The 24,474-nt window shown below is 68.4% G+C and carries 24 protein-coding genes; 13 read left to right on the top strand and 11 right to left on the bottom strand.

The window, feature by feature from the left end:
* The first annotated feature begins 164 nt into the window (after window positions 1-164).
* The 3 genes from N7L95_RS11490 to htpG all read left to right on the top strand — a co-directional run bounded on the left by N7L95_RS11490 (window position 165) and on the right by htpG (window position 3,824).
* Window positions 165-1,043 carry a basic amino acid ABC transporter substrate-binding protein gene (locus N7L95_RS11490; protein WP_301259952.1) on the top strand — a complete coding sequence of 293 codons (879 nt, stop codon included), beginning with the start codon at window positions 165-167 and terminating at the stop codon, window positions 1,041-1,043.
* Between the two features lie 29 nt (window positions 1,044-1,072).
* Window positions 1,073-1,825 (top strand): amino acid ABC transporter permease, encoded by a 753-nt coding sequence (locus N7L95_RS11485; protein WP_301259951.1) that lies wholly within the window; start codon window positions 1,073-1,075, stop codon window positions 1,823-1,825.
* Between the two features lie 130 nt (window positions 1,826-1,955).
* Window positions 1,956-3,824 (top strand): molecular chaperone HtpG, encoded by a 1,869-nt coding sequence (gene htpG / locus N7L95_RS11480; RefSeq protein WP_301259950.1) that lies wholly within the window; start codon window positions 1,956-1,958, stop codon window positions 3,822-3,824.
* A gap of 150 nt (window positions 3,825-3,974) precedes the next feature.
* Here the strand turns inward: htpG and N7L95_RS11475 are convergent, their stop codons facing one another.
* The 4 genes from N7L95_RS11475 to N7L95_RS11460 all read right to left on the bottom strand — a co-directional run bounded on the left by N7L95_RS11475 (window position 3,975) and on the right by N7L95_RS11460 (window position 7,457).
* Window positions 3,975-4,586, bottom strand: coding sequence for a PEP-CTERM sorting domain-containing protein (locus N7L95_RS11475; protein ID WP_301259949.1), 612 nt, complete (start codon window positions 4,584-4,586; stop codon window positions 3,975-3,977).
* A 146-nt stretch (window positions 4,587-4,732) separates the two neighbouring features.
* Window positions 4,733-5,764 carry a serine/threonine protein kinase gene (locus N7L95_RS11470; RefSeq protein WP_301259948.1) on the bottom strand — a complete coding sequence of 344 codons (1,032 nt, stop codon included), beginning with the start codon at window positions 5,762-5,764 and terminating at the stop codon, window positions 4,733-4,735.
* Window positions 5,765-5,795: 31 nt separating this feature from the next.
* Window positions 5,796-6,563, bottom strand: coding sequence for a DUF2726 domain-containing protein (locus tag N7L95_RS11465; RefSeq protein WP_301259947.1), 768 nt, complete (start codon window positions 6,561-6,563; stop codon window positions 5,796-5,798).
* 162 nt (window positions 6,564-6,725) lie between these two features.
* A complete protein-coding gene (locus N7L95_RS11460; protein WP_301259946.1) occupies window positions 6,726-7,457 on the bottom strand; it encodes a GNAT family N-acetyltransferase in 732 nt (243 codons plus the stop codon).
* A 342-nt stretch (window positions 7,458-7,799) separates the two neighbouring features.
* Here N7L95_RS11460 and rplM point away from each other — a divergent pair, with 342 nt between their 5' ends.
* The 6 genes from rplM to erpA all read left to right on the top strand — a co-directional run bounded on the left by rplM (window position 7,800) and on the right by erpA (window position 11,504).
* Window positions 7,800-8,228 carry a 50S ribosomal protein L13 gene (rplM, locus tag N7L95_RS11455; protein WP_265405198.1) on the top strand — a complete coding sequence of 143 codons (429 nt, stop codon included), beginning with the start codon at window positions 7,800-7,802 and terminating at the stop codon, window positions 8,226-8,228.
* A gap of 9 nt (window positions 8,229-8,237) precedes the next feature.
* Entirely contained in the window at window positions 8,238-8,630 is a 393-nt protein-coding gene (rpsI, locus tag N7L95_RS11450; protein WP_301259945.1) for a 30S ribosomal protein S9, read from the top strand.
* Between the two features lie 162 nt (window positions 8,631-8,792).
* Window positions 8,793-9,833, top strand: coding sequence for an N-acetyl-gamma-glutamyl-phosphate reductase (gene argC / locus N7L95_RS11445; RefSeq protein ID WP_301259944.1), 1,041 nt, complete (start codon window positions 8,793-8,795; stop codon window positions 9,831-9,833).
* Between the two features lie 28 nt (window positions 9,834-9,861).
* Window positions 9,862-10,572, top strand: coding sequence for a DUF6776 family protein (locus N7L95_RS11440; protein ID WP_301259943.1), 711 nt, complete (start codon window positions 9,862-9,864; stop codon window positions 10,570-10,572).
* Between the two features lie 78 nt (window positions 10,573-10,650).
* Window positions 10,651-11,091 carry a bactofilin family protein gene (locus N7L95_RS11435; protein ID WP_301259942.1) on the top strand — a complete coding sequence of 147 codons (441 nt, stop codon included), beginning with the start codon at window positions 10,651-10,653 and terminating at the stop codon, window positions 11,089-11,091.
* A gap of 35 nt (window positions 11,092-11,126) precedes the next feature.
* Window positions 11,127-11,504, top strand: coding sequence for an iron-sulfur cluster insertion protein ErpA (gene erpA, locus N7L95_RS11430; RefSeq protein WP_301259941.1), 378 nt, complete (start codon window positions 11,127-11,129; stop codon window positions 11,502-11,504).
* A gap of 92 nt (window positions 11,505-11,596) precedes the next feature.
* Here erpA and N7L95_RS11425 read toward each other — a convergent pair whose 3' ends face one another.
* The 3 genes from N7L95_RS11425 to N7L95_RS11415 form a co-directional block, all read right to left on the bottom strand.
* Window positions 11,597-12,709 (bottom strand): anhydro-N-acetylmuramic acid kinase, encoded by a 1,113-nt coding sequence (locus tag N7L95_RS11425; protein ID WP_301259940.1) that lies wholly within the window; start codon window positions 12,707-12,709, stop codon window positions 11,597-11,599.
* 36 nt (window positions 12,710-12,745) lie between these two features.
* The gene (locus N7L95_RS11420) at window positions 12,746-14,950 is read right to left on the bottom strand and encodes a beta-glucosidase (RefSeq protein ID WP_301259939.1); all 2,205 of its coding nucleotides are present in this window, start codon (window positions 14,948-14,950) and stop codon (window positions 12,746-12,748) included.
* Between the two features lie 306 nt (window positions 14,951-15,256).
* Window positions 15,257-16,633, bottom strand: coding sequence for a M23 family metallopeptidase (locus N7L95_RS11415; protein ID WP_301259938.1), 1,377 nt, complete (start codon window positions 16,631-16,633; stop codon window positions 15,257-15,259).
* A gap of 194 nt (window positions 16,634-16,827) precedes the next feature.
* On the opposite strand from N7L95_RS11415, the gene tyrS reads away from it, so the two are divergent.
* Genes tyrS through dtd form a run of 3 tightly spaced genes read left to right on the top strand, consistent with a single transcriptional unit; the run spans window position 16,828 to window position 19,544 of the window.
* A complete protein-coding gene (gene tyrS / locus N7L95_RS11410) occupies window positions 16,828-18,141 on the top strand; it encodes a tyrosine--tRNA ligase (protein ID WP_435870079.1) in 1,314 nt (437 codons plus the stop codon).
* Window positions 18,142-18,148: 7 nt separating this feature from the next.
* Complete coding sequence (locus tag N7L95_RS11400) at window positions 18,149-19,084, top strand: cation diffusion facilitator family transporter (protein WP_301259936.1); 936 nt, start codon at window positions 18,149-18,151, stop codon at window positions 19,082-19,084.
* 10 nt (window positions 19,085-19,094) lie between these two features.
* Complete coding sequence (gene dtd / locus N7L95_RS11395; RefSeq protein WP_301260130.1) at window positions 19,095-19,544, top strand: D-aminoacyl-tRNA deacylase; 450 nt, start codon at window positions 19,095-19,097, stop codon at window positions 19,542-19,544.
* Window positions 19,545-19,625: 81 nt separating this feature from the next.
* Here the strand turns inward: dtd and N7L95_RS11390 are convergent, their stop codons facing one another.
* On the bottom strand, window positions 19,626-20,597 hold the full coding sequence (locus tag N7L95_RS11390) for a tripartite tricarboxylate transporter substrate binding protein BugD (protein WP_301259935.1): 972 nt from the start codon (window positions 20,595-20,597) through the stop codon (window positions 19,626-19,628).
* 142 nt (window positions 20,598-20,739) lie between these two features.
* Window positions 20,740-21,675 carry a LysR family transcriptional regulator gene (locus N7L95_RS11385; RefSeq protein WP_301259934.1) on the bottom strand — a complete coding sequence of 312 codons (936 nt, stop codon included), beginning with the start codon at window positions 21,673-21,675 and terminating at the stop codon, window positions 20,740-20,742.
* 118 nt (window positions 21,676-21,793) lie between these two features.
* Between N7L95_RS11385 and N7L95_RS11380 the strand changes: the two genes are divergently transcribed.
* Entirely contained in the window at window positions 21,794-22,507 is a 714-nt protein-coding gene (locus N7L95_RS11380; protein WP_301259933.1) for a type 1 glutamine amidotransferase domain-containing protein, read from the top strand.
* 378 nt (window positions 22,508-22,885) lie between these two features.
* Here N7L95_RS11380 and N7L95_RS11375 read toward each other — a convergent pair whose 3' ends face one another.
* Both N7L95_RS11375 and N7L95_RS11370 read right to left on the bottom strand, forming a co-directional pair.
* The gene (locus N7L95_RS11375) at window positions 22,886-24,154 is read right to left on the bottom strand and encodes a phenylacetate--CoA ligase family protein (RefSeq protein ID WP_301259932.1); all 1,269 of its coding nucleotides are present in this window, start codon (window positions 24,152-24,154) and stop codon (window positions 22,886-22,888) included.
* The gene (locus N7L95_RS11370) at window positions 24,151-24,444 is read right to left on the bottom strand and encodes a hypothetical protein (RefSeq protein ID WP_301259931.1); all 294 of its coding nucleotides are present in this window, start codon (window positions 24,442-24,444) and stop codon (window positions 24,151-24,153) included. The genes N7L95_RS11375 and N7L95_RS11370 overlap by 4 nt, the downstream gene beginning before the upstream one ends.
* Window positions 24,445-24,474: the final 30 nt, after the last annotated feature.

The raw sequence follows: 24,474 nt of genomic DNA, 5'->3' as shown, positions 1-24,474 counted from the left end.
CCCGGGGTCCGGCCCGGCACGGCGCCTGTCCTCCAAAATGCATCCCGCACGTTGTTTTGCTGCACCTTGGCATTGCTCTTGCACTGCTGCGGCCCCTGACCGCCCGGCGTTTTTGGTGTCCGTTGCGGTCAAAATGCAGGTTTACCGATTTTCACGAGGGTTTCATGAGCACCTTGAGCATCTCTTCCCCGTCCCTGTGGCAGCGTGCAGGCATGCTGCTGTGCGGCCTGGTCCTGGCTGCCTGCGGCAAGCAGGCCGAGCCGCCGGCGCCCGCTCCGGCGACGACCGAAGCCTCGGCCCCGGCCCCGGCACCGACCCCCGCCAAGGTCTACGCCGTCGGCACCGACGCGGCCTATGCGCCGTTCGAGTCGCAGGACTCCACGGGTGAGATCGTCGGTTTCGACATCGACGTCGTGCGCGCCGTGGCCGCCAAGGCCGGCATCGAGGTGAAGTTCGTCAACACCCCCTGGGAAGGCATCTTCAACACCCTGGCCCAAGGCGATCGTGACCTGCTCGTCTCCTCCATCACCATCACCGACGAGCGCAAGCAGACGATGGACTTCTCCGACCCCTACTTCGATGCCCAGCAGCTCATCGCCGTGCGCGAAAGCTCCAAGGTTGCGAAGTTCGACGACCTGAAGGCCCTGAAGGTCGGCGTGCAGACCGGCACCACTGGCGACGAGGTAGTCACCAAGCTGCTCGGCAAGAACAGCACCAACATCAAGCGCTTCGAATCCACGCCCCTGGCCCTGCAGGAGTTGCAGGCCGGCGGTGTTGACGCGGTGGTGGCCGACAACGGCGTGGTGGTGAACTACATCGCCAACAACCAGGGCGCCAAGTTCAAGACGGTGAACGATGCCGGCTTCGCTCCGGAGCATTACGGCATCGCCGTGCGCAAGGGCAACACCGAGCTGCTCGAGAAGCTGAACAAGGGCCTGGCCGACATCAAGGCCGACGGCACCTACGATCAGATCTACGCCAAGTACTTCGGTGCCAAGAAGACCGACGCAGCCGCGGCACCCGCCTCGGCCGCCTCGAACTGACGCGCTGAGCTGCCACGGAAGGCATCGTTGTGGATTTGCGCTGGGAAATCCTGTCCGGCTACGTGCCGCTGTTCACCGCCGGCTTGTGGATGACCATCAAGCTGACGCTCGTGGCCATCACGGCCGGCCTGGCGCTGGGCCTGGTGCTCGGGCTGATCGGTAGCTCGCGCCAGGCACCGCCGCCGAAGTCGGCGGTCGCCGCGGCCCTGCTCAAGCCCTTGCAGTGGCTGACGCTGACCTATGTCACCTTCTTCCGCGGCACGCCGCTGTTTGTGCAGATCCTGCTGGTGCACTTCGCGCTGATGCCGACCCTGGTGCACCCGGAGCACGGCCTGCTGCTGACCGGTGAATCGGCCACCGCCTTTCGCCAGGAGTACGGTGCCTTCTTCTCGGGGGCACTGGCGCTGACGCTGAACGCGGGGGCCTACATCTCCGAGATCTTCCGCGCCGGCATCCAGTCCATCCATGGCGGCCAGACCCAGGCGGCCTACAGCCTGGGCCTGACCCATGTGCAGAGCATGCGCCATGTCATCCTGCCGCAGGCGGTGCGGCGCATGGTGCCGCCGCTGGTGAACGAGGCCGTCACGCTGGTGAAGGACTCATCGCTGGTATCGGCCATCGGCCTGGCCGAGCTGGCGCTGGCCGCCCGCACGGTGGCCGGCGCCTACTCGCGCTACTGGGAGCCTTACATCGCCATTTCGCTGATGTACCTGGTGCTGACCCTGCTGCTGTCGCTCGTCGCCAAGCGGCTGGAAGCCCCGGCCCACCTGCGCGGCCGCTGAAGGCGCTTGCCGCCCGCTGCCCGACGCCGGCCTCGTGCCGGCGTTTTTCATGGCGGGCCCTCTTGAAACTGCGCCATCCGACCCTATCCTTTGCGGCCGCAGCCACAACACAGACTCTCTGGGACACGCCATGGAAAAGCAGACACTGTCGTTTCAAGCAGAAGTCAAGCAACTCCTGCACCTCGTCACTCACTCGCTGTACTCCAACAAGGAGATCTTCCTGCGCGAGCTGATCTCCAACGCCTCGGACGCCTGCGACAAGCTGCGCTTCGAGGCGCTGGACAACGGCGCGCTCTATGAAGACCAGCCCAACCTCGAAGTGCGGGTCAGCTTCGACAAGGCCGCCCGCACGATCACCATCAGCGACAACGGCATCGGCCTGTCCAGCGAGGAGGCCATTGCCAACCTGGGCACCATCGCCAAGAGCGGCACGCGCGAGTTCATGGACCGCCTCTCGGGCGACCGGCAGAAAGACGCGCAGCTGATCGGCCAGTTCGGCGTCGGCTTCTACAGCGGCTTCATCGTGGCCGACCGCATCACCGTCGAGTCGCGCCGCGCTGGCGCCAAGCCCGAGGAAGGCGTGCGCTGGAGCAGCGACGGCAGCGGCGACTTCGAAGTCGAGGCCCTGACCCGCGAGAAACGCGGCACCGACGTCATCCTGCACCTGCGCGAGGGCGAGGAGGAATACGCCAGCACCTGGAAGCTCAAGTCCATCATCTCCAAGTACTCCGACCACATCTCGCTGCCCATCCTGATGCGCAAGGAAGAGTGGGACCAGGAGAAGGGCGAGTCCGTCACCAAGGACGAATGGGAGACCGTCAACCAGGCCGCCGCGCTGTGGACCCGCTCCAAGGGCGACATCACCGAAGAGCAGTACCACGAGTTCTACAAGCAGATCAGCTACGACTCGCAGGCGCCGCTGGCCTACACCCACAACCGGGTCGAAGGCCGCAGCGAGTACACCCAGCTGCTCTACATCCCGTCCAAGGCACCGTTCGACCTCTGGAACCGTGACAAGCGCGGCGGGGTGAAACTCTATGTGAAGCGCGTCTTCATCATGGACGATGCCGAGGCGCTGATGCCGGTCTACCTGCGCTTCGTGAAGGGCGTGATCGACAGTGCCGACCTGCCGCTCAACGTCTCGCGCGAGCTGCTGCAGGAAAGCCGTGATGTGCGGGCCATCCGCGAAGGCTCCACCAAGCGGGTGCTGTCGATGCTGGAAGACCTGGCCGAGAACGCCAAGGACAAGTACGCCAGCTTCTGGAAAGAGTTCGGCGCCGTGCTCAAGGAAGGCATTGGCGAGGACAACAGCAACCGCGAGCGGCTGGCCAAGCTGCTGCGCTTCGCCTCCACCCATGGCGAGGACGGCGTGTCCTTTGCTGACTACGTGGCGCGCATGAAGGAAGGCCAGGAGGCCATCTACTACATCACCGCCGACACGCTGGCCGCCGCCAAGAACAGCCCGCAGCTCGAGATCTTCCGCAAGAAGGACATCGAGGTGCTACTGCTCACCGACCGGGTCGACGAGTGGATGCTCAACTACCTCTACGAATTCGACGGCAAGCCGCTGCAGAGCGTCGCCAAGGGCGCGGTGGACCTCGGCAAGCTGCAGGACGAGGAAGAGAAGAAGAAGGCCGAGGAAGCGGCGTCCACCTTCAAGCCGCTGCTCGACCGCCTGAAGGAGTCGCTGAAGGACAAGGCCAAGGACGTGCGTGTCACGACCCGCCTGGTGGATTCGCCGGCCTGCCTGGTGACCGAGGCGGGCGAGATGAGCGGCCACCTGGCGCGGCTGCTCAAGCAGGCTGGCCAGTCGGCGCCCGAGGCCAAGCCGGTGCTCGAGATCAACGCCGAGCATGCGCTGGTGCAGCGCCTGCAGGGCAGCGAGCGTTTCGACGACCTGGCGCACATCCTGTTCGACCAGGCGCTGCTGGCCGAAGGCGGGCAGCTGGAGGACCCGAGCGCCTACGTGCGCCGCGTCAATGCGCTGCTGACGGCCTGAGCCAGGTAGCGCCGCATCGCGCGAAGCCGCCCTTCGGGCGGCTTTTTCGTTGTACGCGCGGCTGTGGAGCCGGCCGGGGCTGCATGGCCATGAAAAAAGCCGCCCGAAGGCGGCTTCCGCTGAATAGGCTCAGGCCGTCAGGGCAGGAGCTTACTCGGCTTGCTTGCGGCGGCGGGCCATGAAGCCCAGGGCGCCCAGGCCAGCCAGCATCAGGGCATAGGTCTCGGGTTCCGGCACCGGAGCCAGGCTCAGACCGACAACCAGGTCATCGTAGTCGGCGTCGGTGGTGGCGCCGTCATTGAAGGCCAGGATGTACTGGAACTTGCCATAGGCCGGCGAGGTCTCGCCCAGGGAAGCGACGTCGATCAGGACGTAGCTGCCATAGCTGGAGCTCGGGCCGCCGTTGGGCACGGTGTCGCCATCGATGGTGTCCTTGAACGTGAAGTCCAGCTTGCCAGCTGCCACGTCGAAGGTGAAGGCTTGGCCCAGGGCGGTTGCCTTGTTGTCGATGACCACATCGCCGAAGGACAGCGTGTTGGTGTGCCACGCGTTGTCCTTGCCCAGGAACGTAGCGGTCAGCTTGCCGCCCAGACCTGCGTCAAGGGCGCCGTTGCGGATGCCGCTGGTCAGCGTGCCGGTGAAGCTCGTCGCGTCGCCGTCGTAGCCGGAGAACGTGATGTTCGAGCCCGATCCAGCAGACAGTTGCGCGCTGGCGGAGCCAGCCACGAGCGCCAGGCCCAGTGCGAGCAAATGACGTTTCATTATTAAGATCCTCCTGAGGGAAGTAAAAGCCCACTTGGGGCGATAACGCATGGGGCAGTCAGGAGCGTATAGAGAGCTGCTAGAAGATGCAGCCCCCGGGTAAGGGTATCTCTAGGGGTATTGTGGGCACGGCTCTCGCGGCGGGGTTACAGGTGCAACGGTGGTTCTTGCATTGCTTGCAACTGCTCACGCAAGCGCACCACCTGTTCAGACCAATAGCCTGAACTGCCGAACCATGGGAAGGCCAGCGGGAATGCGGGATCCTCCCAACGCCGCGCCAACCATGCACTGTGATGGAGCAGCCGCAGAGTGCGCAGCGCTTCTACCAGCTGTAACTCGCGGGGGTCGAAATGCCGGAAGTTCCGGTAACCCTTCAAAACAAAAAACAGCTGGGTTGCCATGGCTTCCGCGTTGCCGGACAACAACATCCACAGGTCCTGCACGGCAGGGCCCATGCGGGCGTCGTCCAGGTCGACGAAGTGAGGGCCTTGTTCGGTCCAGAGGATGTTGCCCAGATGGCAATCGCCATGCAACCTCAGGTGGGGCACCTCGCCGGCCTCGCGAAAGCGCTCGTCGATGCTCTCCAGTGCCCGGTCGACCGCGTCGCGCCAGGCCGGCAGGACTTCAGGCGGCACCATGTCGTGCTGCAGCAGCCAGTCGCGCGAGGCCAGGCCGAAGCTCTCGAGGTCGAGGCGGGGGCGCGCCACGAAGCCTTCCCGGGCGCCGATCGTGTGGATGCGGCCGAGGAAGCGTCCGATCCATTCGAGCGTCGCCGGGTCCTCCAGTTCAGGGGCGCGGCCACCGCGACGAGGGTAGACGGCGAAGTGAAAGCCGTCATGGCGGCCCAGCGTGCCATGGCTGCCGCTGGCCGGCCCAACGAGCGGCAGCGGCGCAACCACCGGCACCTCGTCCTCGGCCAGCTCCAGCGCGAAGCGGTGCTCTTCGTCCAGTTGTGCCTCGCTCCAGCGGCCGGGCCGGTAGAACTTCGCGACCACCGGCGCCCCCTCTTCGAGGAACACCTGGAACACGCGGTTCTCGTAGGAGTTGAGCTGGATCATGCGGCCGTCGCCGCGCAGGCCGACGGCATCGAGGGCGTCGAGAACGGTGTCGGGGGTGAGGCCGGCGTAAGGATGCAGGGCGTCGGGGGCGGGCGGGGGAGGGGGTGTCGGGATCGGCATCACGCCATCCTAACCAGCCGCAGCACCGGCATCAGGCGGGATCTGCCTGTGCCGGGCTCAGCGCAGCCGCTTCGGTGTCCGTGCTGGCGGCACGCGCCGGCGCCGGACCGGCTGCAGGTGCGGCCGCCGTGGCGGGCGCAATGTCCATGAAGCCACTCTCCACCAGGCCGTCGAGGCGGTTGTCGGGCGCGAAGAAGGAGTCCTGCGAGAAGCTGGAGTCCTGCCAGCCACCAGAGCGCTGCTCCCGGCGCTTGCGCACGGTGGTGGCCAGTGTGTCGCGTGCTTCGGCAAAACCCGCCGGGGCGGCGGCCAGGCCCGCCGGGTCGGGTTCGACCAGCCGCTGCACGTCCTGCAGCGAGGGCAGCTCATCGGCGAAGAACCGGAGGTAGCGCACGCGGCAGGCTTCGAGCACGCCGGTCTTGATGGCCGTGGCCCGCCGAGAGGCAGCTTGCCGGCCTTCGATGTCGATCGCCGCCACCACCCGGCCGTTGGGCGTGCAGATCGCAAATGTGAAGTGCAGGGAGCCGATCAGGTCGTGCCAGTAGCTCACACGGCTCGGCTGGGTGGGCTGGGTGAAGCGCGTCAACGGCAGCTTGGCCAGCACCACATGCTGGGGAAAGGCGTCGCGCAACTGCCGGTGCATGCGGCGCTCGTCGGCGGTGAAGACGGGCCGCAGCATCAGGTGCCATTCCTTGGGCAGCGGGCGGCGCCGACGGCGGGTGGACAGCATCCCGGCGGCCAGGCCCAGCATCACCAGGGCGGCACCCGCCAGGGCGGCGATCAGCAGCTCGGTCTGCATGGCGTCATGCAGCGGATGCCGCGGGTCGTGGGGGTTCTCATCAGTCCAGTCGCGTGCGCACGGTGTGCGCGAAGATCGATGGCCCATCATAGGCCGCGACTGGCGGGGCGAATACCGCCCATCCCGGGGATCGAGCCGCCGGGACAGTGCCCGGCCGGGCGATCACTCGATGACGCTGCGCTTGCGGGCTCCGATGCCTGCCCGCACCTCGGCAATGCCTTCGAGCAGGCTCTCCAGGCGCTTGGCGTGGACCTTGATGCGATAGTCCACCTCCGCGGCCTGGCGCTCCAGCATCTGTTCGAGATGGGTGGCCAGGGTGTCACGCGGCAGCTTGAGGTAGGCGGCCGACTCGCTGCCGTCGCGCTCGACCTTCGCACCGGCGCGCCGGGCGATCTTGAGCATCGCGGTGTTCTCGCTCAGCGCGTGGATGTAGAGCGTATCGATGCGGCGGTTGCGGGCGTGCATCACCGCGCGGTCGAACAGTCGCGCTCCCAGGCCGCGGCCCCGTGCGCTGCCAGACACCGACACACCGAACTCGGCCATCGCCGGGCGGCCGACGATCTGCTGCGGCGCGTCGTAGGCGAGGTGGGCCACCGCGATCAAGGCCAGGCGGCGGTTGAAGACGCCGAACACCTCGTCGCGCTCGAAGTTCAGCGAGGCCACGTACTTCTCGATCTGCTCGTCAGTGGCCGCATAGCCGAAGCGCAGGTAGCGGTCGCCCCGTTCCAGCCCCAGCAGGTGCTGCAGAATGCGGCCGCGATGGCGAGGCGCCAGCGAGCGGATCGGCACCCACGCGAAGGGACGCGGCTTGGGGCCGCCGTCCAGGCCTTCGCTGCGATCCCGTCCCGCCGATCCAAAAACCGGCGCACCGAGTGCGTCTGCGGAAAGGCCCATGCTGTTCTCCTACCCCTAGGGTTAACCCTGATGGCCGAATCATATGACAAGTCAGACAGGTGACAACGGCAGAATTGCACGCCATGCAATGCGCATTTGCTCTGCCTCACGTTTAGCGGATATACTCGCGCGCTTTCCCGTTCTCAACCCCGGGGAAGATCTGCCCTGCCTTCGCTTGTCCTTGTCCACTTCGGTGGGCGATGCCGCGGTCGGTGGCAGAGGTGCCTAAGAGGCTGCCGTCGCGTCCCCCGGGGCGCGGCCCAATAAGCAGCGCCGACCGCACCGGTGCTCTTGCGAGATGCGAGGGCGCGCAGGGTTGGACAAACCAACTTGGAATTGCTCATGAAAACCTTCAGCGCCAAGCCGGCCGAGGTGAAGCACGAGTGGTTTGTGATTGACGCCACCGATAAGGTGCTCGGACGAGTGGCCAGCGAAGTCGCTCTCCGTTTGCGCGGCAAACACAAAGCCATCTACACGCCTCACGTCGATACCGGTGACTTCATCGTCATCGTCAACGCCGACAAGATCCGTGTCACCGGCCAGAAGGCCGAACAAAAGGTGTACTACCGTCACTCGGGCTTCCCGGGCGGCATCTATGGCACCAAGTTCAAGGACATGCAGGCCAAGCACCCTGGCCGCGCGCTGGAGAAGGCCGTCAAGGGCATGCTCCCGAAGGGTCCTCTGGGCTACGCCATGATCAAGAAGCTGAAGGTGTATGCCGGTGCGACCCACCCGCACACCGCTCAGCAGCCCAAGGCGCTGGAAATCTAAGGAGCGGCGATGATCGGCAATTGGAATTACGGTACCGGCCGCCGCAAGTCGTCGGTGGCCCGCGTCTTCATCAAGAAGGGCAGCGGCCAGATCACGGTCAACGGCAAGCCGGTGGACCAGTACTTCGGTCGCCAGACCTCGATCATGATCGTTCGCCAGCCCCTGGTGCTGACGAGCAATGGCGAGGCCTTCGACATCAAGGTCAACGTCCACGGTGGTGGCGAGTCGGGCCAGGCCGGTGCGGTGCGCCACGGCATCACCCGCGCGCTGATCGACTATGACGCCGGCCTGAAGCCCCAGCTGAGCCAAGCCGGCTTCGTGACCCGTGACGCTCGTGAAGTCGAACGGAAGAAGGTCGGTCTGCACGGCGCACGTCGCCGCAAGCAGTTCAGCAAGCGCTGATCCCGACACTGCCTGCCGGCAGTACCTCAAAGGCCGCCTTCGGGCGGCCTTTGTCCTTCCCGGGCTGTTCTTCCCCAGGGCAGACCCTAAAATCCCTTCCTCTTTTGACAGCCCGAGGCGCCGCTGCCAGATGGATGCCGGCGCCCCTCGTTGGAGGTTCACATGCTCAAGATCGGTATCGTCGGTGGCACGGGCTACACCGGGGTGGAGTTGCTGCGCATCCTGTCGCAGCATCCGCAGGCGCACATCACGGCCATCACGTCGCGCAAGGAAGCCGGCCTGCCGGTGGCCGACATGTACCCGTCGCTGCGCCGTCGTATCGACCTGGCCTTCGTGACGCCCGACGAGGCGAAGCTGGCCGAGTGCGATGTCGTCTTCTTCGCCACCCCGCACGGTGTGGCGATGGCGCAGGCCCGCGAGCTGCTGGACGCCGGCGTCAAGATCATCGACCTGGCGGCCGACTTCCGCCTGAAGAACGTGGCCGAGTTCGAGCAGTGGTACGGCATGCCCCACACCTGCCCGGACATCCTCGGCGAGGCGGTCTACGGCCTGCCGGAGCTGAATCGCGAGGCCATCAAGCGGGCCCGTGTGGTGGGCAATCCCGGCTGCTACCCCACCAGCGTGCAGTTGGGCTTTGCGCCGCTGCTCAAGACGGCCGGGCTCGTCGAAGCCACCCAGCTGATCGCCAACTGCGCCTCCGGCGTGTCCGGCGCCGGGCGCAAGGCCGAGGTGCACACGCTGTTCCCCGAGGCCAGCGACAACTTCAAGGCCTATGGCGTCAAAGGCCACCGCCATGGTCCGGAGATCAACCAGCAGCTGCGCATGATCGCCGGCCACGAGCAGGTGAACTGCCTGTTCGTGCCCCACCTGCTGCCCACCATCCGCGGCATCCATTCGACCCTCTATGCCCGGTTGACGCCGCAGGGCCAGGCGGCCGACCTGCAGCGCCTGTTCGAGGACTTCTACGCCGGTGAGCCCTTCATCGACGTGATGCCGCCGGGCTCCGCACCCGAGACGCGCTCGGTGCGCGCTTCCAACATCGTGCGCATCGCGGTGCACAAGCCGCAGCCCGACCTGGCGATGGTGCTGGTGGTGGAGGACAACCTCACCAAGGGTGCTTCCGGGCAGGCGGTGCAGTGCATGAACCTCATGTGTGGCCTGGACGAGACCACCGGCCTGATGCTGGTGCCGGTGCTGCCGTGAGCGCGAACCTGTCGACGAGCCCCGAGCCATGCGCTGGAAGCTGATTCGCCGCCGGCTGTCGATCAGCTCGCCGCGCATGACGGTGCGCAGCCACCTGCCCTGGCCACTGCGCTGGGTGGTGCTGGCGCTGACGCTCGGCTTCTCGGCGGCGCTGGCGCTGTGGGCCTTCGAGCTGGGCAAGTCGCTGGCCGGCCTGGACCGTGGCAACCCCGAGGAGCTGCGCCGGCTGCGCGCCGAGGTGGCGCAGCTGCGCGAGGAGCGCGACAAGGCCCAGTCCATCGCCAACACCGCCGAGAGCCTGCTGACGGCCAAGCGGGTGGCGCAGGAGCGGCTGGCCGACCAGGTCAAGGACCTGGAGACCGAGAACCTGGCGCTGAAGAACGACCTCGGCTTTTTCGAGCGGCTGTTGCCCTCGTCCGGCCAGCAGGCGCTGGCGGTGCGTTCGCTGCAGGCCGAGCCCACCGGCCCGGGCCAGATGCGCTACCAGCTGCTGATGATGCAGAACGGCAAGACCCTGCCTGAATTCAACGGCCGGTATGAGGTGACCTTGAGTGGCACGCTGGACGGCCGGCCCTGGAGCCTGCCGATGCCGGGCGGGGCCCGGCCGCTGCAGGTCAAACAGCACCAGCGCGTGGAAGGTGTCATCGACTTCCCGGCGCAGGCCGTGGTAAAACAAGTCCAGGTCCGCGTCACCGACGCGGCCGGCGCCGTGCGAGCACAACAAGCCATCAAGCTCTAGCCCCAGCGCGGGCTGGCGTCATCAAGAGAGCGGTACTGCCCCCCGGCCAAGCCGCCTTCAAACTCGTTGGAGAAACACATGTTCGGCAAGAAAAAGCAGCCGCCCATCCGCACGCTGATCGGCGAGGGCACCCGCATCGAAGGTCGTCTCTCGTTCAGCGAGGGCCTGCGCATCGATGGCGAAATCTCCGGCGACGTGGTCGCCAGTGGCGAGGGCGGCACCATGCTCGTCATCAGTGAAAAAGCCAAGGTGCAGGGCAAGGTCAAGGCCGGGCATGTCATCATCAACGGTACTGTTGAAGGCCCGGTGGAATCGGACGAACTGCTGGAGCTGCAGCCGAAGGCGCGCATCCTCGGCGACGTCCGCTACCACTCGCTGGAAATGCACCAGGGCGCCACGATCCAGGGCGAGGTGCATCCCTTGAAGAGTGAAGCCGTGGCCTCAACTGCCAGCCTTGCCAGCACCAGCAATTCCGCCGCATCGGCCAATGCGCTGAAGCTGGCGTCCAACAACGGATAATTCCGCTGTCGGACCCGAAGTCCCCAGGAGAATTTATGACTGCCGCCGCCGAGACCCTCGCCCCCGTCAACACCGACCTGCCGCCCGCTCCCATCGTCTTCACCGACAGCGCGGCCGCGAAGGTCAAGGAACTGGTCGAGGAGGAGGGCAACCCCGACCTGAAGCTGCGCGTGTTCGTGCAAGGTGGCGGTTGTTCCGGCTTCCAGTACGGCTTCACCTTCGACGAGATCACCAACGAGGACGACACCCAGATGCAGAAGAACGGTGTCACCCTGCTGATCGACGCGATGAGCCTGCAGTACCTGGTGGGCGCCGAGATCGACTACAAGGAAGACCTCGAAGGCGCGCAGTTCGTGATCAAGAACCCGAACGCCACCACCACCTGCGGTTGCGGCTCCAGTTTCTCGACCTGATGAAGCTGAAGTCGGCCTCCCGCCGCCCCTGACCAGGCCGCCTCCGGGCGGCTTTGTCGTTCCGGGTGGCCGTGGTGTTCGCCAGGCGGTGGTCAGGGCGCGTGCAGGCCGCCGAGCACGCGCAGGCCCGCCGCGCCGGTGACTGCCGGGAGATTGCCCGGGGCGCCGTGCAGTCGCTGGCGAGCCAGCCAGGCGAAGGCCGCCGCTTCGACCTGCAGCGGCGGCAGGCCGCGCTGGCCGCTGTCGATCACGGCCACACCGGGCAGCAGGGCGGCGAGGCGCCGCATCAACTCGGCATTGAAGGCGCCGCCGCCACAGACCAGGAGCGCCTCGGCCTGCGCCGCGTGTTCCTGGAGATGGTGGGCGCTTGCCATCGCGGTGAATTCGCACAGCGTGGCTTGGATGTCGACCGGGCTGGCCGGGTGGTCCGCGAGGCGGCGCTCGAGCCAGGCCGTATTGAACAGGTCGCGGCCAGTGCTCTTGGGCGGGGGCGCCTGCAGCCACGGTTCCGCCAGCAGGGCGGACAGCAGGGCCGGCTGCACCCGGCCCTGTGCGGCCCAGGCGCCGTGTTCGTCATAGGGGCGGGCCAGGTGGCGTTGGCACCAGAGGTCCATCAGCGCATTGCCCGGGCCGCAGTCGAAGCCGAGCGTGCGGCCGTCGGCATGCAGCAGGGTGAGGTTGGCGATGCCGCCCAGGTTCAGGACCGCGATGGTGGCGTGCGGCCGGCCAAAGACGGCCCGATGGAAGGCCGGCACCAGCGGCGCGCCCTGGCCCCCGGCGGCCACGTCGCGGCTGCGGAAGTCCGACACCACGGCCACGCCGCTGAGTTCGGCCAGCAGGGCCGGGTTGTTCAACTGGATGGTATAGCCGCTGGCGTCGAATTCCCCCGGGCGATGGCGCACCGTCTGGCCGTGGGCGCCGATGGCCTGGACCGCCCCGGGAGGCAGCCCGGCCCGTTCCAGCAGCGCCTGCACCACGTCGGCATAGGCTCGTGCCAGCTGGTTGGCGGCCAGCGCCGCACGGTGCAGTTCGTTGTCGCCGGGCGTGTTGAGGTCCAGCAGCTGTTGACGAAAGCCGGCCTCGAAGGGATGGGCCACATGGGCCAGTACGCGCAGGGGCGCCGCCCCGGGGCCGAAGTCGGCCAGCACGCCGTCGACGCCGTCCAGCGAAGTGCCGGACATCAGTCCGATGTAGAGATCGTTCATGCGCAGGATTGTGCCGGCGTGGCAGGCGGGTGGCCGTCAGCGTTCCACCAGCGTGGAGAGCGCCTGCGGGTCGCGCGAGGAGCCGCCCACATGCAAGGTGTAGCGGCCGGTGGGCAGCCGCCAGGCATGGTGCAGCGTGTCCCAGGCGGCCAGGCGCTGCTGTGGCACGCTCAGGGTCAGCTCGCGGCTTTCGCCGGCGGCCAGGCGCACCTTCAGCCATGCCACCAGGCGTTGCGGCGGTTCGCCGGCCTGGGCCGGCAAGCCGGCGTAGACCTGTGCCACCTCGGCGCCGTCGCGCTCACCGATGTTCTTCAGCGTGAAGCGCAGCTGCAGGTCGCCATGGCGGTCGAAGCTGGCGCTCAATCCGGAGTAGGCATAGCGGCTGTAGGACAGCCCATGGCCGAAAGGGAACAGCGGCTCGATGCCGCGTGAATCGAACCAGCGATAGCCCATGGCGAGGCCTTCGAGGTAGTACACGTCGAGCTCGCTGGCCGAGATGCGGGGCTGGGGCAGGTCGACTTCGCTGCGCGGGAAGCTGAGTGGCAGCCTGCCCGACGGGTTGACCCGGCCGAGGAGCACGTCAGCGATCGCCTCGCCGCCCTTCACGCCGGGATACCAGGCTTGCAGCACCGCGGCGACATCGCCGAGCCAGGGCATGGTGACGGCCGTGCCGGTCTGCAAGACCACCGCGGTGCGCGGATTGCGGGCGGCCACTGCGCGGATCAGCGCCTCCTGGTCATAGTGGTGGTTGACCGGGTCCGCCGCCGGGCCGGGCAGGGCCAGCGAGGGCAGGTCGAACTGCTCGCTGGTCCACTGCGAGGCGAAGACGATGGCCACGTCGGCGCTGGCGGCGGCCGTTGCGGCGGCCGCGGCGTCGCGGCCATCGAGAAAGCGCACGCTCGCCTGGGGGGCGCCAGCCCGCAGCGCCAGCAGCGGCGAGGAAGGGTAGTACGTGGCGCAGGCACGAAACAGCACCTCCGGGCCGCTGCCCTTTTCGGGCTCCCGGCAGGGCACCGGGTCGATCTCATCCTGCGGCGGCACGCGGGCGGAGCCGCCGCCCGAGATCACGCCCACATCGGCATGCGCGCCGACCACCAGGATGGACTTCACCTGCTCGGCAGGCAGCGGCAGCAAGGGGGTCGCGCTGCCCGCCGGCGGCGTGTTCTTCAACAGCACCATGGACTCCGCCGCGATTCGGCGGGCGAGGGTGTGGCCAGCCTGGCGGTCGATGGGGCGGCGCGGGCCCGGCGGGGCGTCCAGCAGGCCGATGCGATGCAGGGTGCGCAGCTTGCGCCTCACCATGTCGTCGAGCCGGGACAGCGGCACGCGGCCATCCTGCACAGCAGCTTTCAGGCGCTGGTTGAAGTAGGTCGGCATGCCATAGCTGCCGATGCTGTCGTCCAGCGCGCCGGGCTGTTCCTCGTCGAGGCCGGCGAGGGCGGCGCGCTCGGTGTCGGTCACCGCCATGACCCAGTCGCTTTGCACGACGCCCGGATAGCCCCATTCCTGCTTCAGCACGGTGTCGATCAGGTAGCGGCTTTCGCAGGCCTTGTGGCCGTTGACCAGGTTGTAGGCGCACATCACGTTGCCGGGCCGGCCTTCCTTTACCGCAATTTCGAAGGCCAGCAACTCCAGCTCGCGCATGGTCCGCTCGTCGACCACCGAGTTGGACCAGAAGCGGCGGGTTTCCTGGTGGTTGAAGCCAAGGTGCTTGATGGTGGCGATCACCTTCTCTTCCTGCGTGGCCACCGTGCGTCGGGCGGCCAGCGTGCCGGCGAGCACCGGGTCTTCGCCAAGGTACTCGAAGGTGCGGCCGTTGCGCGGCTCGCGAGCCAGGTTGATGCCGGTGCCCAGGCCCACGGCCAGCCCGAGGGTGCGCAATTCGCGACCGATCAGGCGGCCATATTCGGCCGCCAGTTCCGGGTCCCAGCTGGCGGCCAGGGCGATCGGTGCGGGCAGCGGCGTGGCGTTGGAATGGGCCAGGTTGATGCCGCTGGCGCTGTCGACCGACGTGAGGTCGGGAATGCCGAGTCGCGCGATGCCGGGGATGTGGCCGGCGCCCTCGGCCGGGTGGCCGATGCCGTGCACCAGCTGGATTTTCTCGTCCAGGGTCAGCTGGCCGAGCAACTGTGCGGCTCGGAGGTCCGACGGATCCGGTGGCGCACCGCCGGTGCCGCAGGCGCCGAGCAGCGAGACGGTGGCTGCCGTGCAGGCGAGGCGCAGGAAATGAAGGCCGGGCATGGGTGCTCCTCTGTTGAGCCGCACGCAGGCCACGGCGCATCGGCATTCCACCGCTGCCTGCCGCACCTGCGTCACCGATGAGCAGCACAGCGTGCACGGCCTCGCCGCAGGCGGCAAGCCGAGACACTCTTCAGTGAGGGGAACTGCTGGAGGGGAACGGCTGAAGGCGCCAACCCACAGGGAAAAGCCCCGGACGGGGGCTTCTTGTGCGCGGGGCAGGGTGACGCCACGAGGTGGGCGGCGCCGGAGGGCGGCCCGCACCGATGTTCACACCGGCCGGCCTGGTGGCCGGCCGGTGACCGGCACTCAGTCCGCGTTGGCGACGCTGATGCCGCCGGCCGCTGCGGCCAGCTGGGTCTGCATGGCCTTTGCCATTTCAAGGAACTTCGGCCGCGCGGCCGGCGAGATGGTCAGCGCTTCGGAGGCGCGCGCCACCTGCAGCGGATCCACCTGCTCGCCGCCCTGGCGGAATTCGAAGTGCAGGTGCGGCCCGGTGGCCCAGCCGGTGGCGCCGACGGCGCCGATGAACTGGCCTTGCGACACCGTCTGGCCCTTGCGGACATCGATGCGGCTCAGGTGAGCGTAGACCGTCACGCGGTCGCCGCTGTGCTTGATGTAGACCACGTTGCCGTAGCCGTTCTGCATGCCGGCGAACTCCACCACGCCCTCGCCCACCGTGCGCACCGCGGTGCCGGTCGGCGCGCCGTAGTCCACGCCCAGGTGGCGGCGCCACGTCTTGTGGATGGGGTGCATGCGCATCGCGAAACCCGAGGTCACGCGGGAGAACTCCATCGGCGAAGCCAGGAAGGCGCGCCGCATGCTTTGGCCGTTGAAGTCGAAGTAGGCGCCCTTGCCGCCCGGCTCCTGGTACCACACGGCCTCGAACTTGCGGCCGCGATTGCTGAACTCGGCCGCCAGCACACGGCCGGCTGCCTGGTTCCAGGTGATGGGCTCGCCGTCGGCCTCCAGCGCTTCCCACAGCAGGCTGAAGTGGTCGCCGCGCCGCAGGTCGCGTGCGAAATCGATCTCGTTGGCGAACATCTCCGCCAGCTGGCTGGCCACGGTGTCGGGCAGGCGCGCTTCGTCGGTCGCGGCGAACAGCGTGGAGCGGATGGTGCCGCCGCCCAGGCGCACCTGGGTCGTCAGCGGGGCCTGCTCGGTCTTGGCGCGGAAGCCCATCGGGTCGCGCGTGATCGTCAGGCGGGTGAAATGCGTGTTGAAGCGGGCGCTGTCTTCGGCCGGGTAGCGCGCGATGAGCTCACGCAGCTGCCCCATGTCGCCGGTGACCACCTGCACCATCTTGCCGGGCCGGCCCTGCAGCAGCTTGCGCGCGACGCTGTCGTTGCGCAGGAAGGAGGCCGCCTCGGCGTCGGTGACATTGAGGCGGCTGAGCAGCGAGTCGATGGTGTCGCTGCTGCGGGTCAGGTCGCTGCGGGTCAGCTCCAGCAGGTAGTCGTCCAGCGCCTCGACTTGCGCATCGAGCGCAAGCGGCTGCACGTCTTCGGCGACGGTGCGCTGAGGCAGCGGGGGCAGGTCGGTGGCGGTCAGTGGCGCCACGCCGAAAGCCGTGATGCCGGTCCCCAGCAGCAGCGTGACGACGGCGGCGGCAATGCCGCGGTGGTGACGGTGCGCCCACCCGGTGGCGCGGCCGAAACCACGCTCGAAAGACTCCAACGCTTTCAATTTATTCAGTGTCTTTTCGGAGCGCCCGGCAGGGATCGCGAGATCCGCCAGACCGCCCACTGTGTGAACCGACCCCTCAGGCACCGCAGTGACGGCATGACCGTCCACTAGAATGCCGAGGCACCAAGCTTGGGGGCAAAAGTGCGGCGAAGTATAGCAACCGCATTTTCGCGACCCTCATTGAAATAACCCGTATGTCGCTACCTTTTGAACCGTCCGCCCCGGCCTCCGATGTGTCAACAACCGTGACGACGGCGGCGAGCGAAGCTGCTCAGGCGTCAGCCCCTGTCACCAGACACCCGATCACCGACAAAGTTCGGGCGGCACTGACAATTTCTTTGCGAGGTTGCGACGAACTGTTGCCCGAAGCCGAGTGGCTGAACAAGCTGGCCCGGTCAGAAGCAACAGGTGTGCCACTGCGGATCAAGCTCGGGCTGGACCCAACGGCCCCTGACATCCATATCGGCCACACGGTGGTGCTCAATAAGATGCGCCAGCTGCAGGATCTCGGCCATACCGTGATATTTCTCATCGGCGACTTCACGTCGACGATCGGCGACCCGTCCGGCCGCAACACGACCCGCCCGCCGCTGACGGCCGAGCAGATCAAGGCCAACGCCGAGACCTATTACCGCCAGGCCAGCCTGGTGCTCGACCCGGCCCGCACCGAGATTCGCTACAACTCCGAGTGGAGCGACCCGCTGGGCGCACGGGGGATGATCGAGCTAGCCGCCAAGTACACGGTGGCCCGCATGATGGAGCGGGACGATTTCACGAAACGCTTCAAGGCCGGCACGCCGATCTCGGTGCACGAGTTCCTCTACCCGCTGATGCAGGGCTACGACTCGGTGGCCCTGAAGGCCGACCTGGAACTGGGCGGCACCGACCAGAAGTTCAACCTGCTGATGGGGCGCCACCTGCAGCAGGAATATGGCCAGGAGCCGCAGTGCATCCTGACCATGCCGCTGCTGGTGGGCCTGGACGGCGTCGACAAGATGTCCAAGTCCAAGGGCAACTACATCGGCATCACCGAGCCGGGCAACGACATGTTCGGCAAGCTGATGAGCATCTCGGACGACCTGATGTGGCGCTACTTCGAGCTGCTGAGCTTCCGCTCGCTCGAAGAGATCGCCCGACTGAAGGCCGAGTGCGAGGGCGGCCGCAACCCGCGCGACGCGAAGGTGATGCTGGCGCAGGAGATCGTCACCCGCTTCCACAGTGCCCGGGCGGCCGATGAGGCGCTGGCTGATTTCAACAACCGCGCCAAGGGCGGCATCCCGGACGACATTCCGGAGCTCACGCTCGGTGGCGCACCCCTGGGCATCGGCGCGCTGCTCAAGCAGGCGGGCCTGGCGCCCTCCAGCACCGAGGCCAACCGGCTGATCGAGCAGGGCGGCGTGCGCATCGACGGTGCGGTGGTCAGCGACCGCGCGCTGAAAGTCGCGGCCGGCACCTTCGTCGTGCAGGTCGGCAAGCGCAAGTTCGCGAAGGTGACGCTGCAGTCTTGAGCCGGGCATGTCGGTCGCGGGGCACCTGAAGCTGTCGATCGTCGCGGCCGTCGCGACGATCGCGCTGAAGACGGCGGCCTGGTGGTTCACCGATTCAGTGGGCCTGCTGTCCGACGCGATGGAGTCGGTGGTCAACCTGGCGGCGGCGGTCTTCGCGCTGGCCATGGTGACCATCTCGCGGGCGCCAGCCGACCTCGACCATCCCTACGGCCATAGCAAGGCCGAGTATTTCTCCAGCGGCTTCGAGGGCCTGTTGATCCTGGTGGCGGCCCTCGCCATCGTTTGGGCCGCCGTGCAGCGCCTGCTGGCGCCGCAGCCGCTGGCCGAGCTGGGGCTGGGCGTGGTGCTGTCGCTGCTCAGCTCGGCGATCAACGGTGGCGTGGCCTGGCTGCTGCTGCGCGCGGCGCGCCTCTACGACTCGATTGCGCTGGAGGCCGACGGCCGCCACCTGCTCACCGACGTCTGGACCTCCGCCGGCGTGGTGGTGGGCCTGCTACTGGTGCCGCTGACCGGTGCGCTGTGGCTGGATCCGCTGCTGGCGATCGCGGTGGCGCTCAACATCGCGCGCGAGGCGCTCGGGCTGCTGCGCCGCTCCATCGACGGCCTGATGGACCGCGCGCTGAGCGAGGACGAACTGGCCCGCATCGGGGCGGCGCTGGCCGGCCTGGCGGGGCCGGAGGTGCGCTTCGATGACCTGCGCACCCGTCGTGCCGCCGGCGCCAAGTTCTGCCAGCTGCACATGCACGTGCCGGGCGCCTGGCGGCTGGACGTCGCCGCGGCCCGGCGCGAGCAGGCGGAGCGTGCCCTGATGCAGGCAGTGCAGGGGCTGAACGTGACGATCGAGCTGCTGCCCACGCATGTGGAGCCGCTGGGCCACCCCGGCACGGCGGTGGCCCAGCCGCCGCCCGGGCCGGTGCCCCCGGCCGATGCCCCAAACCGATGAGAAGGAAGCCATGCTTGCCGTGATCCAGAGAGTGGCCGAAGCCCGCGTGCAAGTGGCCGGGCGCACCGTTGGCGAAATCGGCCCCGGCCTGCTGCTGCTGGTATGCGCCGAGGTCGGTGATGCCGAGGCCCAGGCCGACCGGCTGCTCGACAAGCTGCTGAAGCTGCGCATCTTCAGCGACGCGGCCGGCAAGATGAACCTCAGCCTGCGCGATGTCGGCGGCGGGTTGCTGGTGGTCTCGCAGTTCACGCTGGCGGCCGACGTGTCGGGCGGCAACCGGCCCAGCTTCGCCCAGGCCGCACCGCCCGCCGAGGGCCGCCGGCTCTACGACCACCTGGTGGCCCAGGCGCGGCGGCTGCACCCGGAGGTTGCCACCGGCGAGTTCGGTGCCGACATGAAGGTGCAGCTGGTCAACGACGGGCCGGTGACCCTGCCGTTGCGCTTTCCGCCCGCTGCATGAAAAAAGCCACCCGGCCCTGCGGCGGGGTGGCTTGTGGCCCACGGGCCGGCCGCACGGTGGCGGCCGGCTGCCGTGCGGCACTCAGTCGGCGTACTGGCCAGCGGCCTTGATGACCGGCGTCCACTTGTTGATCTCGGACTCGACGAACTTCTTGTGTTCGGCCGGATTCACGCGGCCATCGGTCACGATGACGGCGCCCAGCGCTTCCTCGCGCTTGATGAACTCGGGGTCCTTCAGCGCCGCCTTCAGTGCTGCGTTCAGCTTGTCGAGCACCGGCTTGGGCGTGCCCTTGGGCGCGTACAGGCCGTGCCAGATCGCGACCTGGAAGCCCTTGAGGCCCGACTCGTCCAGCGTCGGCAGGTTCTTCAGCGCGTCGGTGGTCAGGCGCTTGGGGCTGGTGACGGCATAGGCCTTCACCTTGCCGCCGCTGATCTGCGGCGTGGTGTTGGTGGTCTGGTCGCACATCAGGTCGACCTGGCCGCCGATCAGGTCGGTCATGGCCGGGCCGGTGCCCTTGTACGGAACGGTGACCATGTCGATCTTCACGGTCGACATGTAGAGCAGGCCGCACAGGTGCGAGGCCGATCCCAGGCCGGCATTGGCCATGTTGATCTTGCCCTTGTTGTCGTTGATCCACTTGTTCAGCTCGCCGTAGTTGTTGGCGGGCAGGGAGGGCCGGGCAATCAGCGTCATCGGCACCTCGTTGACCAGGCCCAGGTACTCGAAGTCCTCCAGGGTCTTGTACTGCAGGTTGCGGTAGAGCGCGGGGGCGGTGGCCATCGCGATGTGGGCGAGCAGCAGCGTGTAGCCGTCGTTGGCGGCCTTGGCCACCTTGGTCTGGCCCAGTGTGCCGCCGGCGCCGCCGACGTTCTCGATGATGATCTGGGCGCCCAGCGGCTTGCGCATCGCTTCGGCCAGGTCGCGTGCGACCTTGTCGGTGGGGCCGCCGGCGGCGAAGGGCACCACAAAGGTCACCGGCTTGGCCGGGTAGTCCTGCGCGACTGCGCCAGTCACAGCAAGGGCCGCAGCGGCAGCCATCAGCAAGCGTTTCATTTGGGGTCTCCCAGGTGAAGCAACGGAATCAGGAAAACGCCGTGATGCTAGGCCCGGGGCCCGCACGGTGCATCACGGAAACTACGTAAAAACATGTCACTTTACGCGGCCCGGTCATTTGTCTGCAGCAACACCCCGCGCCTCAGTTTCCCGCGCTCAGCCCGGGGGTGCTGCCGACGGCCTGAACCAGGAAGTCGACGAAGGCCCGTACCCGCGCCGAGAGGTGGCGGTTGCGAGGGTAGAGGATGGAGAACGGCCGGCTGCGGCCGCCGTGCGCCTGCATCAGTTCCACCAGCTCGCCGCGACGCACGCTCTCCTCGGCGATGAAGTGGTACATCTGCACCAGCCCGCCACCAGCGCGGGCGTAGCCCAGGCAGCCGAGCGGGTCTTCCAGCACCCGCAAGCGACTGTCGGGATGGACGTCGATGTCGACGCCGTCGTCCCGCAAGACCCAGGGCACGGGCCGGCCGGTGCTGGGCAGCACGAAAGCCACGCAGTCATGCGCGGCCAGCTCGGCCACCGAGCGCGGCGTGCCGCGGCGGCGCAAATAGTCGGGCGCGGCGAAGATGCCCAGCGAGGCGTGCTCCAGCAGGCGTGCCACCAGCGTGGCGTCGCGCGGCTGGCCCAGGCGGATGGCCAGGTCGTGGCCCTCCTCGACGAAATCGATGTTGCGGTTGGCGATGTGCAGTTCCACCTTCACCGCGGGGTAGCGCTCGGTGAAGCGCGGCAGCATCGGCAGCACCCGGTAGTGGGCATAGGTGGTGGGCACGCTCAGGCGCAGCAGCCCGGCCGGCTCGCGCTGCTGGCCGGCAATGCTGCGCTCGGCCGCCTCGATCTGGGCCAGCGCCTGCCGGCATTCCTCGTAGTAGGCCTGGCCATCGTCGGTCAGGCGGATGCGGCGGGTGGTGCGGGCGAACAGCCGCACTCCCAGGCGGGCTTCGAGCCGACCCACCGAGCGGCTCACCGCCGCCGGCGTGAGGCCCAGGTGGCTGGCCGCGGCGGTGAAGCTGCCCAGCTCGGCGGCCTTGCAGAACGATTCGATGCTGCCCAGCTGCACCGGCCGGCTGTCTCGTGCCATGAATTACGCGGTGTAATGAATGAAGCTACAGCACGTGACTTTATCGCTCCTCAGCCTCTGAATAAAGTGGCTGCATCGCGGGCCCGCCCCGCTCACCTGCCACTCAAGGAGTTCATCGATGGCCCAGCGCATCCTCATCATCGTCACGTCCAACGCCCGCATGGGCGAGCACGCCAAGCCGACCGGCCTGTGGGCCGAGGAGCTGGCGGTGCCCTACTACGCACTGCTCGATGCGGGCGCGGAGGTCGAGATCGCCTCGCCGCGGGGCGGCCAGGTGCCGCTCGACCCTGGCAGCCTGAAGCCGGCCGGGCAGAACGACCCGGCGGTGGAGCGCCTGCTGGCCGATCCGGTCGCGATGGACCGGCTGGCGCACAGCCGGGTCGTCGCCGAGCTGGACGCCAGTCGCTTCGACGCGGTGTTCTTCCCCGGCGGCCACGGCACGATGTGGGATCTGCCGCTGGACGCCGGTGTGACGCGGGCGGTGGAAGCCGCCTTCGCGGCCGACAAGGTGATCGCGGCGGTGTGCCATGGGCCCGCCGGGCTGGTGACGGCGCGCCGGCCCGACGGCCAGTCCATCCTCGCGGGCCGCCGGGTCAACGGCTTCACCGATGCCGAGGAAGCGGCCGCGGGCCTGGACCAGGTGGTGCCCTTCAAGCTGGAGAGTCGCATGCGCGAGCTGGGCGGCCGCTTCGAGAGCGGCCCGCTGTGGCAGCCCTACGCGGTCACCGACGGTCGCCTGGTGACCGGGCAGAACCCGGCCTCCTCGCGGCTGGTGGCCGAGCACACGCTGGCCTTGCTGGGGCTGGCCGCGGCGCCTGCCACCGCCGGTTGAGCCGGGCTGGCGGGGGGGCGTCGCCGGCCTGTGCACAACTTTGTGGGAAAGTGGTGGGAAGGCGGTGAAAAGCTGCGCTTCACTCCGCCGCAACCCCAGCACTGGCGGGTGTTTTCCCCTCGACAGCGGGCGGTGGACCGAGGCCGCCTCCGTGAATCCACAGCTGGTGTGGATGGCTTTGTGGAAAAGCTGTAGTCGGAACGCGCCGAGCCACTGTTCATGCGGCCTGTCATCAGGCTGCCACAAGTTTGTGCAGGCGCTGCGCGCGGCGCGGGCTGGCAGGCTCAGCCCGGACCGGTGTGCCCGGGGCGGATGGCCGTTGCGGCCGCCAGACCGGCCGGTGCAGCCGGGCTGCGGCCTGGTGATCGAGCGCGCGGCTCAGTCGTAGCGTCGGGCGTCCTCGATGAGCCGGCCGTCGCCGGGCAGGCTGCCGGGCGGCAGCAGCTCCACCTCGCCGCGCAGCCGGGTCAGCTCCCGCAGCGTGGTGGCCAGGCGGGCGGCCAGGGCCTCGTCACGCTCGGCAGCTTCGGCACGCAGCAGCAGGTGGTCCTGCGCCAGCGCGCCGCTGACCACCAGGCGCGCCCGGCCCACCTCGGGATGGCGCTTGAGCAGCTCGGCCACCTGGGCCGGGTGCACGAACATGCCGCGCACCTTGGCCGCCTGGTCGGCCCGGCCCAGCCAGCCGCGCAGGCGGGCATTGGTGCGGCCGGTGGGGCAGGGCCCGGGCAGCAGGGCCGACAGGTCGCCGGTGGCGAAGCGGATCAGCGGGTGGTCGGGGTTCAGCGTGGTCACCACCACCTCGCCCACCTCGCCGGCGGGCAGTGGCGTGCCGCCGCCGGGCTCGACGATCTCGACGATCAGCTGCTCGTCCAGCACCAGGCCCTCGCGCGCCTCGGTCTCGTAGGCGATCAGGCCCAGCTCGGCGGTGGCATAGAACTGGTAGACCGTCACGCCGCGCGCGGCGAACCAGTCGCGCAGCGCCGGCGGGCAGGCCTCGCCGGAGACCAGGGCGCGACGCAGCGGCAGCGCAGCGCCGGCGGCCTCCTCGGCCTTCTCCAGCAGGATCTTCAGGAAGCTGGGCGTGCCCACGTAGCCGTGCGGCTTCAGGTCGCGCATGGCCTGCAGCTGCAACTCGACCTGGCCCACGCCGCCGGGGAAGACGGTGCAGCCGAGCGCGAGAGCGCCGTTCTCCACCATGGAGCCGGCCGGCGTCAGGTGGTAGCTGAAGCTGTTGTGCACCAGGTCGCCGGCGCGAAAGCCGGCTGCATGCAGCGCGCGGGCGATGCGCCAGTAGTCGCTGGCCGCGCCCTCGGGCTCGTAGAGCGGCCCGGGCGACTGGAACACCTTGCCGGCGCCGCGCCCGCTGCCGGTGCCGAGCCAGCCGATGGCCGCGTAGCCGCCGAAGGGGTCGGCGTCGCCGCGCGCCTGGCGCCGCTGCAGCAGCTCGTGCTTGCGGGTCAGTGGCAGGCGGGCCAGGGCCTCGCGCGAGGTGATGCGGTCGGCCTGCACGCCCGCCAGCACCTCGGCATAGGCGCGGGTATGGACCTGGGCGTGCGCCACCTGGGCGGGCAGCGCCGCCATCAGCGCGGCCTCGCGGGCGCCGGGATCGCGGCTTTCCAGCCGGTCGTAGTGGTCGGTGGCGCTCATTCGTCGCTCCAGTGGGCCAGCCGGCGCTTCACCTCGGCGGTGAAGTCGCGCACGTCGGCCGCGCTGGCCAGGGGGCGGCGCTCCCACTCGGGGCTGCGTGCCGGGCGGCGGACCAGGCCGGCCTGCAGCCGGTCGCCGTCCTGCGCCAGCTCGATCACCGGCTGGCCCTGCAGCTCGAAGGCGTTGCCGCGCTCCTGCAGGGGGCGCAACTCCCGCAGGCTGCGCTTGAGCAGCACCAGTGCCTCGGCAGCGTTGAAGGGAGGCGGGGCGAAGAAGTCGTCGTCCATCATGAAAGGCGCTCCGTGGCGGGAGGGGAATCG

It is taken from the genome of Eleftheria terrae (assembly GCF_030419005.1).
GTDB classification, from domain to species: Bacteria; Pseudomonadota; Gammaproteobacteria; order Burkholderiales; family Burkholderiaceae_C; genus Caldimonas; species Caldimonas terrae.
This window is presented reverse-complemented; position numbering and strand designations above follow the sequence as displayed.

Bases quoted from the DNA above. Each gene is read 5' to 3' on its own strand.
- N7L95_RS11490 (WP_301259952.1), top strand. From the start codon at position 165: ATGAGCACCTTGAGCATCTCTTCCCCGTCCCTGTGGCAGCGTGCAGGC.
- htpG (WP_301259950.1), top strand. From the start codon at position 1,956: ATGGAAAAGCAGACACTGTCGTTTCAAGCAGAAGTCAAGCAACTCCTG.
- N7L95_RS11475 (WP_301259949.1), bottom strand. From the start codon at position 4,586: ATGAAACGTCATTTGCTCGCACTGGGCCTGGCGCTCGTGGCTGGCTCC.
- N7L95_RS11470 (WP_301259948.1), bottom strand. From the start codon at position 5,764: ATGCCGATCCCGACACCCCCTCCCCCGCCCGCCCCCGACGCCCTGCAT.
- N7L95_RS11465 (WP_301259947.1), bottom strand. From the start codon at position 6,563: ATGCAGACCGAGCTGCTGATCGCCGCCCTGGCGGGTGCCGCCCTGGTG.
- N7L95_RS11460 (WP_301259946.1), bottom strand. From the start codon at position 7,457: ATGGGCCTTTCCGCAGACGCACTCGGTGCGCCGGTTTTTGGATCGGCG.
- rplM (WP_265405198.1), top strand. From the start codon at position 7,800: ATGAAAACCTTCAGCGCCAAGCCGGCCGAGGTGAAGCACGAGTGGTTT.
- rpsI (WP_301259945.1), top strand. From the start codon at position 8,238: ATGATCGGCAATTGGAATTACGGTACCGGCCGCCGCAAGTCGTCGGTG.
- argC (WP_301259944.1), top strand. From the start codon at position 8,793: ATGCTCAAGATCGGTATCGTCGGTGGCACGGGCTACACCGGGGTGGAG.
- N7L95_RS11440 (WP_301259943.1), top strand. From the start codon at position 9,862: ATGCGCTGGAAGCTGATTCGCCGCCGGCTGTCGATCAGCTCGCCGCGC.
- N7L95_RS11435 (WP_301259942.1), top strand. From the start codon at position 10,651: ATGTTCGGCAAGAAAAAGCAGCCGCCCATCCGCACGCTGATCGGCGAG.
- erpA (WP_301259941.1), top strand. From the start codon at position 11,127: ATGACTGCCGCCGCCGAGACCCTCGCCCCCGTCAACACCGACCTGCCG.
- N7L95_RS11425 (WP_301259940.1), bottom strand. From the start codon at position 12,709: ATGAACGATCTCTACATCGGACTGATGTCCGGCACTTCGCTGGACGGC.
- N7L95_RS11420 (WP_301259939.1), bottom strand. From the start codon at position 14,950: ATGCCCGGCCTTCATTTCCTGCGCCTCGCCTGCACGGCAGCCACCGTC.
- tyrS (WP_435870079.1), top strand. From the start codon at position 16,828: ATGTCGCTACCTTTTGAACCGTCCGCCCCGGCCTCCGATGTGTCAACA.
- N7L95_RS11400 (WP_301259936.1), top strand. From the start codon at position 18,149: ATGTCGGTCGCGGGGCACCTGAAGCTGTCGATCGTCGCGGCCGTCGCG.
- dtd (WP_301260130.1), top strand. From the start codon at position 19,095: ATGCTTGCCGTGATCCAGAGAGTGGCCGAAGCCCGCGTGCAAGTGGCC.
- N7L95_RS11390 (WP_301259935.1), bottom strand. From the start codon at position 20,597: ATGAAACGCTTGCTGATGGCTGCCGCTGCGGCCCTTGCTGTGACTGGC.
- N7L95_RS11385 (WP_301259934.1), bottom strand. From the start codon at position 21,675: ATGGCACGAGACAGCCGGCCGGTGCAGCTGGGCAGCATCGAATCGTTC.
- N7L95_RS11380 (WP_301259933.1), top strand. From the start codon at position 21,794: ATGGCCCAGCGCATCCTCATCATCGTCACGTCCAACGCCCGCATGGGC.
- N7L95_RS11375 (WP_301259932.1), bottom strand. From the start codon at position 24,154: ATGAGCGCCACCGACCACTACGACCGGCTGGAAAGCCGCGATCCCGGC.
- N7L95_RS11370 (WP_301259931.1), bottom strand. From the start codon at position 24,444: ATGATGGACGACGACTTCTTCGCCCCGCCTCCCTTCAACGCTGCCGAG.